At 49.9% G+C, this 14657-nt stretch carries 14 protein-coding genes and 1 pseudogene; 13 read left to right on the top strand and 2 right to left on the bottom strand.

Translation table 11 applies throughout. The features are described 5' to 3' along the window. Positions 1 to 2: 2 nt before the first annotated feature. From ACTRXD_RS06285 to ACTRXD_RS06325, 9 genes and pseudogenes are all read left to right on the top strand, one after another. Entirely contained in the window at positions 3 to 935 is a 933-nt protein-coding gene (locus ACTRXD_RS06285; RefSeq protein ID WP_442430981.1) for a LysM peptidoglycan-binding domain-containing protein, read from the top strand. Further along, complete coding sequence (locus ACTRXD_RS06290; protein ID WP_442430982.1) at positions 935 to 2140, top strand: type II secretion system F family protein; 1206 nt, start codon at positions 935 to 937, stop codon at positions 2138 to 2140. Before ACTRXD_RS06285 ends, ACTRXD_RS06290 begins: the two co-directional genes overlap by 1 nt. 51 nt (positions 2141 to 2191) lie before the next feature. After that, positions 2192 to 2593 (top strand): annotated as a pseudogene (locus tag ACTRXD_RS06295) (hypothetical protein); the annotation flags it as partial. A 54-nt stretch (positions 2594 to 2647) separates the two neighbouring features. Next, positions 2648 to 3898: a GspE/PulE family protein gene (locus ACTRXD_RS06300; protein ID WP_442431020.1), complete on the top strand. Its 1251-nt coding sequence runs from the start codon at positions 2648 to 2650 to the stop codon at positions 3896 to 3898. Further along, positions 3898 to 5082 carry a hypothetical protein gene (locus ACTRXD_RS06305; RefSeq protein ID WP_442430983.1) on the top strand — a complete coding sequence of 395 codons (1185 nt, stop codon included), beginning with the start codon at positions 3898 to 3900 and terminating at the stop codon, positions 5080 to 5082. The genes ACTRXD_RS06300 and ACTRXD_RS06305 overlap by 1 nt, the downstream gene beginning before the upstream one ends. Next, on the top strand, positions 5079 to 5693 hold the full coding sequence (locus ACTRXD_RS06310; protein ID WP_442430984.1) for a PilN domain-containing protein: 615 nt from the start codon (positions 5079 to 5081) through the stop codon (positions 5691 to 5693). The genes ACTRXD_RS06305 and ACTRXD_RS06310 overlap by 4 nt, the downstream gene beginning before the upstream one ends. Continuing rightward, on the top strand, positions 5690 to 6262 hold the full coding sequence (locus tag ACTRXD_RS06315) for a hypothetical protein (protein WP_442430985.1): 573 nt from the start codon (positions 5690 to 5692) through the stop codon (positions 6260 to 6262). The genes ACTRXD_RS06310 and ACTRXD_RS06315 overlap by 4 nt, the downstream gene beginning before the upstream one ends. After that, positions 6262 to 6858, top strand: a complete 597-nt coding sequence (locus tag ACTRXD_RS06320) for a hypothetical protein (RefSeq protein ID WP_442430986.1) — start codon at positions 6262 to 6264, stop codon at positions 6856 to 6858. The genes ACTRXD_RS06315 and ACTRXD_RS06320 overlap by 1 nt, the downstream gene beginning before the upstream one ends. 120 nt (positions 6859 to 6978) lie before the next feature. After that, on the top strand, positions 6979 to 7653 hold the full coding sequence (locus ACTRXD_RS06325) for a retropepsin-like aspartic protease family protein (protein WP_442430987.1): 675 nt from the start codon (positions 6979 to 6981) through the stop codon (positions 7651 to 7653). Between the two features lie 293 nt (positions 7654 to 7946). Here the strand turns inward: ACTRXD_RS06325 and ACTRXD_RS06330 are convergent, their stop codons facing one another. Then, the gene (locus tag ACTRXD_RS06330; RefSeq protein WP_442430988.1) at positions 7947 to 9011 is read right to left on the bottom strand and encodes a pectinesterase family protein; all 1065 of its coding nucleotides are present in this window, start codon (positions 9009 to 9011) and stop codon (positions 7947 to 7949) included. Positions 9012 to 9106: 95 nt separating this feature from the next. Between ACTRXD_RS06330 and coaE the strand changes: the two genes are divergently transcribed. From coaE to ACTRXD_RS06350, 4 genes are all read left to right on the top strand, one after another. After that, the gene (coaE, locus tag ACTRXD_RS06335) at positions 9107 to 9802 is read left to right on the top strand and encodes a dephospho-CoA kinase (RefSeq protein ID WP_442430989.1); all 696 of its coding nucleotides are present in this window, start codon (positions 9107 to 9109) and stop codon (positions 9800 to 9802) included. 41 nt (positions 9803 to 9843) lie between these two features. Further along, the gene (gene trxB / locus ACTRXD_RS06340) at positions 9844 to 10764 is read left to right on the top strand and encodes a thioredoxin-disulfide reductase (protein ID WP_442431021.1); all 921 of its coding nucleotides are present in this window, start codon (positions 9844 to 9846) and stop codon (positions 10762 to 10764) included. Then, positions 10764 to 11966, top strand: a complete 1203-nt coding sequence (gene thiI / locus ACTRXD_RS06345) for a tRNA uracil 4-sulfurtransferase ThiI (protein ID WP_442430990.1) — start codon at positions 10764 to 10766, stop codon at positions 11964 to 11966. The genes trxB and thiI overlap by 1 nt, the downstream gene beginning before the upstream one ends. A 199-nt stretch (positions 11967 to 12165) precedes the next feature. Next, on the top strand, positions 12166 to 12984 hold the full coding sequence (locus tag ACTRXD_RS06350; RefSeq protein WP_442430991.1) for a hypothetical protein: 819 nt from the start codon (positions 12166 to 12168) through the stop codon (positions 12982 to 12984). 450 nt (positions 12985 to 13434) lie between these two features. Here ACTRXD_RS06350 and ACTRXD_RS06355 read toward each other — a convergent pair whose 3' ends face one another. Then, positions 13435 to 14586: a hypothetical protein gene (locus ACTRXD_RS06355; protein WP_442430992.1), complete on the bottom strand. Its 1152-nt coding sequence runs from the start codon at positions 14584 to 14586 to the stop codon at positions 13435 to 13437. Positions 14587 to 14657 lie beyond the last annotated feature (71 nt).

Here is a 14657-nt window from a genome sequence, read left to right on the forward strand (position 1 = left end):
AAATGAAATGTAATCATTGGACGCACATGATTCTGAGCGGAACATTTATCCTGATTTTAGGCGGCTGTGCTCAAAAACCGACCAAACCGGTCGCGGTCGATTCATCGATAGAGTATGCCTCCCAGACTTCTCACCAACAGGTTCTCCTTCAAGAGGCAAGGCTAGAAAATGAAAATTTGCGAGCTGAAATAGGGGCATTGAAAATTCTCATGGCCAAACAAGCGGGTGAACTGCAATCGCTGAAAGGTCGTACGCAATCCATTCAGCATCGGGAACAGGATCAAGGGCTTGAACTGCAACATATTCGTGGAGAACTTCTGGACACTCAGGCCGAGCGAGATCAACTGCGAAAGCACAACATGGAACTTGAGGGCCAGGTTGCCAGCATGCCGGATACCACGCAGCTCGTGTCAGATATTCAAATCCTCAACCAATCATTCCAGCAAATTATGACGAGCATGAAACAGCTTTCCACTGATATCACGCTGATTAAACAGGAACTCCACAAGTCATCAGGTAAAGGACAACCCCTGCAAACGAAACTCTCAATCCCCAAACCACCATCCTCTTCGCGGGATAAACGCGTGCCGGATTCCCAAGGACGGATCGTCATTCAAAGTGGCGACTCCCTCTGGAAATTATCCCAAATGTATGATGTCTCCATTGCCCAATTACATGAATGGAATGACCTCGATTCTGATGTGATTATGACCGGATTCAAAATTCAGGTCACCTCCCCCATGGCATCTCAGCCGAATGCGGTAAGCACTTCGAGTCATCCAAGCGAGCCAGCCGATTCTTCTGCCATCCCAGAGGCCCTGGCTGAACCGGTACAACATGAAAGGCTTCCCATACAGGACAATCGTGTGGAAAGTGCCCCTGAGCCAAAACATATACTCTCACTTGGCAATCCTCATTTACCTGAGTCACCCTAGTGCCCCGGTTTCATTACAAAGCCGCTCGTCCGGATGGAACGATTATTGAAACCGATGGGGACGGCGAGACATCTCAAAGCCTTCGCTCTCAACTTGAGGCTCAAGGACTGCTGGTTCTTGACCTGGCAGGCTCTGGCGCCAGGCAGATCGTCTCACGAAAAAAACGGCCGCGTCCTTTAGCACTTAGAGATTTCCTGATTTTCAATCAGGAATTCTTAGCTCTGCTCAAAGCCGGATTGCCCATGTTGCGGTGCTTTGATCTTCTGGCAGAACGAAACACCCAGGCGGGGTTTCAACAAGCTCTGCAATCCGTACGAGAGCATATTCGAGGAGGATCGGCCATTTCAGAAGCCATGACCCATCACCCAACCTACTTTCCAGAACTCTATCAAGCTTCCTTACGAGCCGGGGAACAGGCTGGCAACCTTCCTGAAGTCCTAAGCCGATATATTGCGTATTTAAAAATGCTTATTGGGGTTCGGGAAAAAGTCGTGAAAGCGACCATTTACCCTATATTTTTATTGGGGTTTGGTCTCCTGGTGACCGTGGGTCTGTTATTTTTTGTGCTTCCCTCATTTGCGGAAGTCTATCAAGAAAGTCGCGTGGAATTGCCCTGGGCCACCCAGCTCTTGATTGATCTGACCCATTCCGCCACTCAATGGATGATCGGACTGCTGATTTTCATCGGGCTTGCGGGGATAGTGATCTATTGGTGGAAAAACACCCCTCAAGGTCAATGGCAAATACATTGGTTATTTCTCCACGCTCCGATACTTGGGCCCTTGTTTTTAAAAAATCAAGTGATTCGGTTAGCCAGAACGCTGTCAACCATTCTTGGAGGCGGAATCCCGTTGCTATCGGCCCTGCAAGTCACAGCGAAATCCATGCCCAATAAAGTCTTTGCCAAAGCGCTCCAATCAGTCATTGTTCATGTTCGGGAAGGTACCAGCCTCTCCGCGGCATTAAAAAAAGAAAACTTTCTCCCTCGCCTCACCCTGGAAATGGTTGAAGTCGGTGAAACGACCGGTTCACTGGAAGCCATGCTTTTTGAGGTGGCCGAATTTCATGAAGGAGAATTGGATTTTCAATTATCCCGATTGATGACATGGATCGAGCCTATGTTCATCATTGTGATTGGCGTTATTTTAGGAGGTGTGGTCATTGCCCTCTATCTTCCTATTTTCCAAATGGCAGGAGCGGTGTAACGACCCAGTGACCTCGACGAGAAAAAAACCATGACCACACCAGTTAAACGCATGCCCTTCGAAGACCTCCTGGTGGAAAAGGGGCTCATCCTGGAACGGGAAAAAGAGACGTTGATCGAAACGGCCCGATCAACCAATCAGACTATTCCCACCATTTTGTTAGAACGAGGCACCCACACAGAAGAGGTGATCGGCCAGGTCCTGGCTGATCAATATGGTTTACCATGGAATACGCTTAAGGAATTTCGTATCCCCTCACCGCTCATGGAGTCCATTCCGGTCGAACTCATGCATCGGTATGAATTCGTGCCCATTGAACAAGAAGGCCAGATTCTGACCATCGCTCTCGCAAAACCACAAGACCTGCGTATGATCGATGAATTGGAGCACCAATTGGGATTTGAGTTGCGATTAGTGGTGACATCTCACTCGGCTATCGTTGAAGCCTTGAGCAATAGTGAAGGCAATAGCCAAGTGCTCACACGCATCAAAGCGGAATTGGATCCAGTGCTGATTAAAGAAGACGAGAAAGGCGAAGAAATCCTCTCCGTTGAACGGATCACCAAGGACCTCAGCCCGGTCGTCAAACTGGTCAATACGATTATCTTAACCGCCCTGCAAAAGCAGGCGAGTGATATTCATATTGAGCCCACGGAACGCACGGTGGAGGTCAAGTTCCGGATTGATGGCGTCCTCTATTTAGCCATGGATCCTTTTGATACCGGCATTCACCCCTCTCTCATATCCAGGCTTAAAATCATGTCGGAACTCGATATTGCGGAACGTCGTACACCGCAAGATGGTCGGTTCAAGCTGCTGCTGAATCACCGAACCATTGATTTCCGGGTCTCCATATTGCCAAGTGTGTACGGAGAATCGGTGGTCATCAGAATTCTGGATAAACAACATATATCCGCAGGGGTCCAGGGGCTGCGCCTGGAAGCCCTTGGGTATACCGGAGAAGACCTTCGGCGATTCCGGCGAGCCATCACCCGCCCCTATGGCATGGTGCTGGTGACCGGACCCACAGGAAGCGGAAAAACAACAACCCTGTATGCCGCGATCAATGAGGTGCACTCCGACGAAGATAAGATCATTACCATTGAAGATCCGGTGGAATATCAATTAAAGGGGATCGTACAAATTCCCGTCAATGAAAAAAAGGGGCTCACGTTTGCCAGAGGGCTTCGATCCATTTTGCGGCATGATCCTGATAAAATTATGGTCGGAGAAATTCGGGATTTAGAGACGGCACAAATTGCCATTCAATCGGCACTCACCGGGCATTTGGTCTTTTCTACCGTGCATGCGAATAATGCCTTTGATGTCATTAGCCGGTTTGTGAATATGGGCATTGAGTCGTACAATTTTGTAGCTTCCTTGAGTTGTATTCTCGCCCAACGCCTGGTGCGATCCATTTGCCCAACCTGCCGGATCCCCGTTCAGATACATCCTGAGCAATGCCAGGAATCCGGCATTGAATATGAAGACGTGAAACACCTGACCTTTTTCGAAGGGAAAGGATGCAATGAATGCCACGGTTTAGGTTTCCGAGGTCGAAAAGCCATTACAGAATTTTTGGATATGACCGACTCCATCAAGGAAATGATTTTAAACGAGAAATCTATTTCAGAAATTCGCACGGCCGCTATGGCTCAGGGGATGACCTCGCTACGGCAAGCAGCTCTTGAAAAAGTCTACCGAGGAGAAACGACGCTCAAAGAAATTAATCGGGTCACTCCGATCGAGGAAATCTAATGCATTTTTTCCCCATCTCCGCCCCCACCGTCGCACTCTCTCTTTCAGATGAAGAGCTATGCCTGGTGGAAATTAAAAAACATTGGCGTAAAAGTTCGCTCCGACACATCGCCAGACTCCCGCTTTCCCCGGGAGTCCTTACCCTCTCTTCGACCAAACTCAATATTGCCAATACCGATGAGTTTCTTACTCAACTCAAGGCGCTGGCCAAGCCCTATCGTCGCCCAATTTCCATTGCACTCAGTCTTCCGGATATATGCGCCAGGACGAGCATTTTTGATTTTGCATCCTTTCCCACAAAAAAACCGGAGCAGACGGCACTCGTGAATTGGCGTTTTCAACAGGACCTCAAACTGGATACCTCCCAATCACGGCTGGCCTTCGGTCTCTATGTGTCCGCCTCGGTCAGGGATTCTCTTCCCCCGGATACCACAGAACATGTCAGAGTGTTAGGCACGGCCATTCGCCATGAAATTATTGAACAATATGAGAACCTGTGCTTAGAGGCAGATCTCATTCCAACTTCGGTTGGAATGTCGGGGCTCGATGTCTTTGATCTGTACCGCCCCAACATCCAGGACCGGCTCACGGCTGAAAACTCTTCTCGGACCTCTCCTCCCCCAACATTCATGTTCCTCTTCATCAGTCATTGGGGATTTTCATTTTTGGCCTTTCAGGATGGCAGCCCACGCTTCATTCGCACAAAGGCTCTTGCCATCAAAACGGAGACCCATGATCATCAGGAGCCTTCACTGGATCCTGAGTCGGAGAAGCACAGGGAGACCAGAGATCATCCTTCGAGATCGTCAGAAGATCCCTCTTCTGACACCCATCAAAATTGCGCCACAAAAAATTCTCCCTACCCTTCATACACCGCTATGAAGGTGGAAAAGGAAATTCTGGCCACACTGCAATATTATTTCGAGATGTTTCCCGTATCTGCTGCCACGGCATCTTCCCCGGTTAATCTGTTCATGACCACTGATCTAACCCTCGGACAGAGCCTTATGCCGCCTCTCGACCACATTCAACAGACCCTTAAGGCCAGTGGAGGACATGTGCCTCACATTCGAATTACCTCACTATCCCCGGCCTCACATTTTCATCTCTTAAATACACACCTGGCGGTGAGCCACCTGGAAGAAGCGGCATTGCCAGGCTATGCCAGTCTCATGGTGGCATGATGATCCCACGTGTACATAGGAATTTATCTGCACCCGGTATTCCTCTTCTTCAATTGTCTCAATTCGGACTCACCCTTCTCACCGCCGGTGCCCTCGCCCTTACGGCTTCACTCTGGTGGGAAGGAAACGCATTACATGAACAGATTGATGTCCTAGAAGAGCAAGCCGCGGGTGTCGAGACGGCCAACCAACAATTGGTCGCCCAAGCCAGGGCGGCCGGGCTTGACCTTTCGCACCAGGCCATTCGAAGTATTCCCTCAAAAGTCACTTTTGTGAAACAGGTTCGTGAACGGGTGGGATTTTCCTGGACACAATTATTGACGGATCTGGAAACAGCGATTCCTTCAGATATCACCCTGAATTCAGTGTCTCTCAATGAAAAAACCGACACCATCCTTCTCCAAGGATCGGCAGCATCTTTACCAGACCTCAATCGACTCATTCACCAGTTAGAGAAGCACGCAGCCTTTCAGAATGTGTTGCTATCGCAGCATTCCACAAAAACGACCAAAGAGGAGCAAGTGGACTCACATAGCGTATTTTCGCTCACCGTCACCTATGATGCCCGACACCCAACTTCTCACCTGACAGGGGTTCCCAAACAACGATGAATTCTTTCCAGATCATACAGGGATCAAAGACGACGATCCGGATTTCAAAATATTTAGGTCCGCTGTTTATCGTGACGGTCCTTGCCGGATTGTCATCGGTCGGGATGTTTGCCTTTATCTTTTACCCCGCCCAGGACCGTTTTCAACACATCACGGCCTTGAATCAAGCGTCCTTGCATACACAGACAACCATGCAGACAGCCCGGCAGACCCAAACCATTCTATCCACCATGTGGAATGCGCTTCCGGATTCCGGTGAATTCACAGATTTAAGTTTAGACATTGCCGATTTGGCGAAACAAAATCACGTACAAATTCCTGGCATGGGATATGATTTCAAGCCCCTCGCCCATAAACTGGCCACAAAAGGCACGTTTGCGTTTGAAGCTGCAGGCCCCTATGAAGCTATTCGAAAATTCATTTTCGAACTGGAGCAACGCTGGCCCTATCTCTTTATCGAAAAACTGTCCGTTGAAACATCTAAAAAACAGAAAGGGGTTATCTTTAAACTGAAGGTCTCCACCTTTCTGAAAGAATTTCCTGAACCGGGTAAAAAAACAAAAGCCTAATGACGAATCAACGAAAATGGCTGGTGTTAGGAGGCTTATTATTGGCCTGGGGAATGGTGACGATCTTCCAAATGTGGGATTCTACGCCAACAGATCCCCTGCTTTCCTCTGCCACGTCAGGAGTCCCACTTCCCCCGATTAAAGACCTGAAGTTAGATCCGGAATTTTCTAACCCTCGCCAAACCGCAAAATTCTCTCTACCCCGCAACATCTTTGCACCTCTAGGCATGTCCCAAGTCGCCCACGAAAAAAAAATTGCCAAAGCCCCCGCTTCTCGCCCTTCCGAAACAGCGCCCTCCCCGGCTCCGCCCCAACCGTCACCCCCAGGTCCCTCCATGGCCGACCTTGCAGGGCAACGGGCCAGGGAACAACTTAACCAATTCCGGTTCCTGGGGTATTTAACCAAAGGGGGTGAAAGTCAGGCCTTCCTCACCAATGGAGAGGCCATCTATATCGTCAAACAGGGAGAGATGTTGGAAGGTCGGGTGCAGGTGAACAGGATCGAACCAGAAACTGTAGTTCTGTCCACCCAGGTGTTGGAAACCGGCTCGCATGTGCAGGCCACCATTCCCTTAACACCCGATACCAGCGGTTAATTGCCTTCATAGCCTTTTCCCCTCGCATCTTGGTATTCTTTTCCCGTTATGTATGAATGGCGCCGTGTTTCGTTTCTTAGGAATCCTCACCACACCACCTTTTGGTGGGTGCCAGGATTGATGATATACACTGCCCTATTGGTGTCTCCAGGGCATTCAGAGACATATGACTGTTTTGATGAATCCGGAACACGCGTGTTAACAGACAATCCAGCCCAATTATTTAACTGCACGCTATTGCCAACACAAAGTCCTTCTCTCAGTAATCAAGCGTCATCCACGCCTGCAACACTTCAAGAAATCCCCAAATCCATTCCCGACCCGGCACCTCCTGACACCCAGATTTCTACTCAGGTGTCTTCGTTGAATGAGGAAGAGCAGGACAGACCTGTCAATCAGGAAATCACCATACCCCTCACCAAAAGTGGAGGGTCATTTGTCGTTCCTGTCATGTTGAATCAAGAACGACCGGCCCAACTCATTGTGGATACCGGTGCTTCCATGACAGTCCTCTCGACTCAGGTCGCCATTGATCTCGGAATCCTGGGAACAACCGACAATGAACTCTTGACCGTCAATACCGCAGGAGGGTCAGTCCAAGTCAACATGAATTATCTCTCTTCCATCACGGTCGGAACCGCACGGGCCACCAATGTCGCCGTAGCACTTCACGATCTCCCGGATATTCCGGAACACATCGAGGGTCTGCTCGGCATGTCCTTCCTTAAACACTTTCTCGTTACGCTGGATGCGGAGCATGCTCAATTGATTCTCCGTCCCAAGCAAAAACCCTAATCCAAAACATTGTAGTTCCGGGATGTGCAGAATCCCCGGATCTGTGTGGCAAAGCCTTGGTGCGAGACGAGCGAGGGGTAGGTTATAGATTCCTGCGCCAATGATGTCCCTCCACAAAGGGGACTCTCAAAGGTTGTAAATATTCGGTCTTCTCATCTTCTCATTCACGCATGGGTGACAAAAACCAACCGAAGAAAATTCATGGAGTGTTGAAAAAGACTCGTCCAATCATGCAGTGAGACCTCTCGAAGAGAAGGCCGCAGACACTTTGACAGGTGGAGCTGAATAGGGATTTATGGGTTGGAAGTAACCGGAGGCAGAGCCCCTAAATATGGAAAGGCACCAACTTGGATCATGGAAGAATCGGACTGAAGACGAAAATCACCTTTTTCAGGACTGACAAAGCCTGGGGGAAATTGTACATCGGTTTTCCCTGCCCGATCCGGAGCCGGTGTGGGTGGAGTGCCGGGCATGACATAATCCCCCTGGTTGCCCGACAAGGCATTAAAGGCCAGCGTGGTGTGACTTCCCGGAAAAAATAAAAAGCCTACTGCGCTCTGACTAATAATATTTCCCTGCACATCGGCTTGCGCATCGTCATGAAAAGCCGCCCCACCTCCGTTCTGAGCCAGGGTATTTTGAATCAACCGGGCTTTGGACTGATCAGTCATTAACACGGCTTCATACAGACTTCGGGTTATCACATTCTGTCGGAGGGTCACATCAGAGTTGCCTCCGATAGCCACGCCATGGTCATTATGGTAAATCAGATTGCCCGATAGGGTGCCTGTAGAATCCGCAAATGCCACACCTGTTGTCTCACTGTCACCAATCACACAATCTTCCAAAAGAACATCCTGCACCTGTTGACTAAACACCATTCCATTGACACGAATCCGTGTTAATCGCACGCCACTGCCATTAAAAATCCCAACGCCCAATCCTCCATGTTGAATCACGGACAGATCTTGAATCGTCACGTTCGTTGCCCCATAGGGCCATTTACCAATATGAAGAGTGCCGACACGCTTTTTCCCGGTCAAAACGACCAGGTCCATGCCTTCACCGATAATCGACAAACCCTCCTTGCTATGCACAGTAACATCCTCGGCATAGGCTCCCCGTTTAATCAAAATCGTATCACCTGATGCAGCCTGATCAATCGCTTCTTGAATCGAGGTGAAATGCCCTGATCCATCCAGGGCAACCTGCCATACCGACGAGACAACGGCCTCAGAGGGGGCAAGTTCCTCCATATTGGCAGACGCCAATCCAGGCAGGACACACAGAATCAGGGCACATAAAAAGAAAACTGGTCGAATGGTGGTCGGCACGTCTTGAACTCTCACGGTGTTCATTCTCCCCTGTCATGCTCTTGGCCGTCGATCGGCTCACCCAAAGGAAAGGACTCTCCTCGAGTCAATAACCCAAGGGGTTTGGCAGGGTCAAGCTGGTGCCAAAATTTTTCCTCATTTATTGTTGCTCCCAACCCCCTATGCTATGGTTGGCTATGGTCGTCGTCGGGTTAACTGGAGGATTGGCATCAGGAAAAACGACCGTCGCCAAGATATTTCAATCACTTGGAGCAAGTATCATTGACGCCGACGAACTGGCCAGAGCCGTTGTCCAACCTGGAAAACCGGCTTGGAGGGATATCGTCAAGGAATTCGGGACACAAGTGCTTGCCAAAGACCGCACCATCAATCGCCAAGCTCTCGCCGATATCGTGTTTAAATCCCCTAAGAAATTACACGTTCTGCAAGCGATCATTCATCCCCGTGTCGCCCGAGAACAGGCCAAACAGGTTAAAAGCATGCGACACGAAGATCCCCATGCGGTTATCATTTATGATGCTGCGTTATTATTGGAAGCCGGTGCACACCGGCGTATGGATCATGTCATCGTGGTCACCGCCGACCGGGCCACTCAACTCGCCCGCGCCTGCCGGCGTGATGGCCTGACCAAGGCCCAAGCCCTCCGGCGAATCAGACAACAAATGCCCCTTCGTCACAAACTCGACTATGCCGACGCCGTATTGGATGGAACATGGTCACATACCCGGTTGCGCCATGCGGTCGAGTCATTGTATAGGACATATGTCAGTGAGGCGAGGTCACAAACGGCCCGCCGCAGCCTCAATACCCCATAGACCGTTCACCTACATGTCTAACTATAAGGAGTCCACGCATGGTGCATGACGTCATTATTCTGGGATCGGGCCCGGCTGGATTAACCGCCGCCGTCTATACCGCTCGAGCCAATCTTTCCCCCTTGCTCATTGATGGTTCGCAGCCCGGCGGACAATTAACCATCACCACCGATGTGGAAAATTTTCCCGGATTCCCCAAAGGCATCATGGGACCTCAACTCATTCAAGATATGCGGGCCCAAGCCGAACGATTCGGCACGCAATTTCGCCAGGGGCATGTCACCAAGGTAGATCTCCAGGTGCGCCCCTTTCAGGTCACGGTTGACGACGAAGTCACTCTGGAAACCCGAACCCTGATAATTGCGACCGGAGCCTCGGCCAATTTACTGGGCCTGCCCTCCGAAAGCCGTCTCATGGGTCATGGCGTCTCGACATGTGCCACCTGCGACGGATTCTTTTTCCGTGGCAAGGAGATTGCGGTCATCGGCGGCGGTGATAGTGCCGTGGAAGAAGCGACATTTCTGACCAAATTCGCTACAAAAGTCACCCTCGTTCATCGTCGCGATAAATTGCGCGCATCAAAAATTATGCAGGACCGGGCCATCAACAATGAAAAGATCGCCTTTCAATGGAATAGTGCTCTTGAAGAGGTCCTGGGTGATGACGTCGTGAAAGGAATCCGGGTCCGCAACGTACAAACCAACCAGGTTGAAGAGATTCCGGTATCTGGCGTCTTCGTTGCCATCGGCCATACACCGAACACCAGCCTGTTTACCGGAATCATCGATATGGACGAGCAAGGCTACATCCGCACTCAGCCAAATCGGTCTACCACCAACATCCCCGGCGTTTTTGCATCAGGTGATGTGCAGGATTCACATTATCGCCAGGCCATTACGGCGGCCGGATCGGGATGCATGGCAGCGATCGACGCCGAGAAATATCTAGAATCACTCCACTAATGCTTCATGTCTTAGTGCATTATCATGAACTCGCTCTCAAGGGAGGAAACCGGAAACATTTCGAATACCGGTTAGTCCACCATCTGCGAGGAGCCCTGAAACCCCTGGCACATGTGCATGTCGAAGCACTCCAGGGGCGAATACGGGTGAGCTTCGAGGATGAGACGGCGTGGCCTCGCTTGCAGGAACAGATCAAGCGCGTATTCGGTATCGTCAATTTTTCTTTGACCAGAGCCGTGCCATTGGCTTACGACCAATCCGATCTCACGGTTCTCAAAGACGCGATCGTTGCGCACCTGCCCACTCATCCCTATGCCACCTTTCGGGTCAGTGTTAAACGGGCAGACAAGCGATTCGTCAAAACTTCAATGGACGTGGAACGAGAAATCGGGGCCGCCGTCGCCGACCATACCGGCAAGCGAGTCAACCTTTCACACCCCGATATGACGATTTTGGTAGAGTTAGTCCCGCCCTACGCCTACTACTCCTGTCAACGGGACGCGGGACCCGGGGGCCTACCGACGGGAACCGGAGGAAAAGTCATCTGCCTCATATCCGGGGGTATCGATTCTCCAGTGGCAGCCTATCGCATGATGAAACGTGGCTGTAAAGCCGTCTTTGTACATTTTCACGGTCGGCCATATCTTTCACGGGTTTCTGAGGAAAAAGTCCGCGATCAGGTCGCGTTGCTCACGAAATACCAACTGTCTTCCCGTCTTCACCTCATTCCCTTTGGGGATATTCAAAGCCAAATCGTCATCAGCACGCCGCCACCCGTGCGCGTCGTGCTTTACCGTCGCTTGATGCTCCGCATCGCTGCACGCATTGCCGAGCAGGAGGAGGCATGGGCCCTCACGACCGGAGACAGTCTGGGTCAAGTGGCGTCCCAAACGCCGGAAAATATTTCTGTCATTAACGAATCCACGTCACTTCCCATTCTTCGTCCGCTCATCGGAATGGATAAGTTGGAAATCACGCAACAGGCTCAAGCGCTGGGATCGTTCGAGACCTCCATCGAACCGGACCAAGACTGCTGCACCCTCTTTGTCCCAAAACATCCACAAACACGATGCCAGCTATCCCATATCCTCAAAGTCGAGCAAGCCCTCGACATTCCCAAGCTGGTTCAGCAAAGCCTAGAAGGGAAGGAATTGGTCACCTTCTCCCATGCAGAACGGATGGATCGAAGGGCACCACTTTAGAATGCCTCTTCACACGTTAAAATCACCGCACACCATCAGATGATTACCTCCTTACTCTGAATAAGCGATATGACCAATCATATTTAGCGAAATGCTCGAATCCTACTTTCTAGTTTCAGCAAGAGATCATTCTCCAACCCTCCTACATTGGAAAAACCATAACCCAAGGAAATTCTTCAGTGAGGAACACGTGAGCATCATGCCTTCTACCGTCCTGTTTACCTGGCTCTATCGAATTTTTGTCGGGTTACTGTTAATTCAAGGCCTATGGGAACCAATAAACCACGAACTGCACCTTGGACTACCTTCCGCCTGGGCCGAACCACACAGCATTTCGGAGGAAGAAATTCACCACAATCACACCGTCCACCATCAGGACGCTGCTCCGCAGGTCGGGCAATGGGAAGGCTCCCCGGAAGGGATTGCCTATAGCGAATTTAACCATGCGTTCGTTGGAGTCGGTGTCCTACTGATGGGTCTCAGTGAATGGCAAAGAGTAATGGGCTGGCAGGCATTAATGTGGGTTCGTTGGCTCTTGCCGGGTTCACTAATTGGATCAGGAATCTTTCTGTTGATCTGGAGCGATCATTTGGCATGGCCCATTGGCTCATGGACATTAGCCGAAACCTTATCCGGGAAAGATCCTGAAATGCTGCAACACAAAATATTCGGTATCCTGGCCCTAACTGTCGGCCTGGTGGAAGGGTTCCTTCGGGCTGGGAAATTTTCTCACCTGTTCTGGCGATCACTTCTGCCGGGTTTTGCACTGGTCGGTGGCCTTATGTTGTTTCGCCACATGCATGGCCTCCATCCAGGTGGCCACGACATTCAGACTCACCATAACATCATGGGCACATTGGCCTTGGCGGGTGGCCTAGCCTGGTTTGCCGGCGAGCTCATACCACGATCCCATGCGGCGTTACAGACCACCTCTCACATCCAATTTGCATTGAAAATCCTCTGGGCTCTCCTGGTCATTACCATCGGCGTACAATTAATTTTCTACTCAGAGTCCTAATGAAATTCCCTCGCCACATAGAAATAAAGAGGAACCCACTCCTTGATAAACCTCATACCGCATACCAACACCGCTAATGCGTGACATCATTCGGCGCATGAACTGACGATGGGGACCAACGCCAAATTCAAAGGCAGTCTGATGAGCGCCCAATACCGTCTCGTATTCTCAACCAGGACCCCCTTCACCCTGCATCCTCCACACCATAAAGATGCAACCCCCCACTCACCATGAGGATCAGGACACAATCCGAACACCATGAATTTCCGGGATTCTCCCACCAATCTAAAATTTTAACTTGGGGTAATACTCCGGGGAAATCATTCGGAGCATTTTTTAGGGTTCATGGATTCTTCGTTTTCCCGAGGAATGAAAGATGGCATCAAAACAAACAATCAAATGGATCCCTTTTGGAAACGGACCCCAATGGCAATCTAAAATTCGGTCGTATCAGCCAGAAATTTTTATTTTGATTTCATCTTCGTCTTCCATTTTTTGGATAGCGCCCTCGAGGTCAACTTCATCCGGGTTGTCTTCCCTTTGATTGAGCAATTCATTAAAGAGTTCCTTTTGCTCGAATAGATGCCCCTTCCCATTTTTCTCTTTGACGAAGGCAGCCCAAGGGAGGAATTTTGTGAGGGGAAAAACCTGCCCTTCTCTCGGCGAAATATCAATATTTAATCCTGAGATAAGAATCGCCTGTTTACCCGAATAGCCGTCAGCTTTGACAAGAGTCCGATATGTCCGATCGAACTCGACTTGTGTATTGACTTGGGCCGCGGTCAACAAAGGGAATTGAGAAGTCACGATTTGAGACATGGGATTGAGCAGATTTTGCTCAAGATAGCCATGCGTTTCCGGATCATCAGGAATGTCCCGTTTAAATCGGAAGAGTTCCGGCAATAGCCAATCACCAATGGTTCGACGGCCACTGACGGGCCACCTGGATTCTCCGAGCAGTCCACGAAATTCCTCGGAAGCCGGATAACATTTTGACGTGCTGTAGGATTTAAGAGGATGACATTCTCCCCTATTGTCCGGCAGAACGATTTTCTCCATATTGAGAAAAATTCCCTCACGCCTGTTTTCCCGAAGCAACTGATTATCGATAGTGACCATAAAATATTCGTCATGACGTTCCAGAAAAATATTTTCCTTCGCAAAGGTATACTCATTCCCATACCATTGCAGGACATTCTCGATCTTCCCACAGGTAGGTCGCGTTTCAGAAAATTCCGTCTGCAAGCGTCGGTATGGTCCAAAGGCGTGAGTACCAGGATCATACCCGACATGGCTTGCATGAATGAGCACGAGATCCTTGCCATGCTCGGCATAGGGGCCATGTCGATCGGTCGAAACAATACCTCCCACGCGACCGTGATTAAAGGGAAAGGTTCCAAAATGTTTTGCCATTAAAATAATCGGGTAGCCTTGGTTTTCGTCCGAACAGAAAGCACGGGATGGAAGCATCTTCCCTTTCTCAAGTCCCAACGTTCTACAAAAATTGTACAGACGTCCCATAAAGCTGCTGTAGCGGAACATCATCCCTTCGATGACAAAATCTCCGAGAATGGCCTTAATATCGACATTCGAGGAAAACATCGCTCTCCTTCGTTATCTGGTTTTTGACTATTTCACCTTGTTGACGATTTTTCATTTCGACCAAGACCTTA

It is taken from the genome of Nitrospira sp. T9, assembly GCF_052156535.1.
Classification (GTDB): Bacteria; Nitrospirota; Nitrospiria; order Nitrospirales; family UBA8639; genus Nitrospira_E.

Bases quoted from the DNA above. Each gene is read 5' to 3' on its own strand.
- ACTRXD_RS06285 (WP_442430981.1), top strand. From the start codon at position 3: ATGAAATGTAATCATTGGACGCACATGATTCTGAGCGGAACATTTATC.
- ACTRXD_RS06305 (WP_442430983.1), top strand. From the start codon at position 3,898: ATGCATTTTTTCCCCATCTCCGCCCCCACCGTCGCACTCTCTCTTTCA.
- ACTRXD_RS06310 (WP_442430984.1), top strand. From the start codon at position 5,079: ATGATGATCCCACGTGTACATAGGAATTTATCTGCACCCGGTATTCCT.
- ACTRXD_RS06315 (WP_442430985.1), top strand. From the start codon at position 5,690: ATGAATTCTTTCCAGATCATACAGGGATCAAAGACGACGATCCGGATT.
- ACTRXD_RS06320 (WP_442430986.1), top strand. From the start codon at position 6,262: ATGACGAATCAACGAAAATGGCTGGTGTTAGGAGGCTTATTATTGGCC.
- ACTRXD_RS06325 (WP_442430987.1), top strand. From the start codon at position 6,979: ATGATATACACTGCCCTATTGGTGTCTCCAGGGCATTCAGAGACATAT.
- ACTRXD_RS06330 (WP_442430988.1), bottom strand. From the start codon at position 9,011: ATGAACACCGTGAGAGTTCAAGACGTGCCGACCACCATTCGACCAGTT.
- thiI (WP_442430990.1), top strand. From the start codon at position 10,764: ATGCTTCATGTCTTAGTGCATTATCATGAACTCGCTCTCAAGGGAGGA.
- ACTRXD_RS06350 (WP_442430991.1), top strand. From the start codon at position 12,166: ATGCCTTCTACCGTCCTGTTTACCTGGCTCTATCGAATTTTTGTCGGG.
- ACTRXD_RS06355 (WP_442430992.1), bottom strand. From the start codon at position 14,586: ATGTTTTCCTCGAATGTCGATATTAAGGCCATTCTCGGAGATTTTGTC.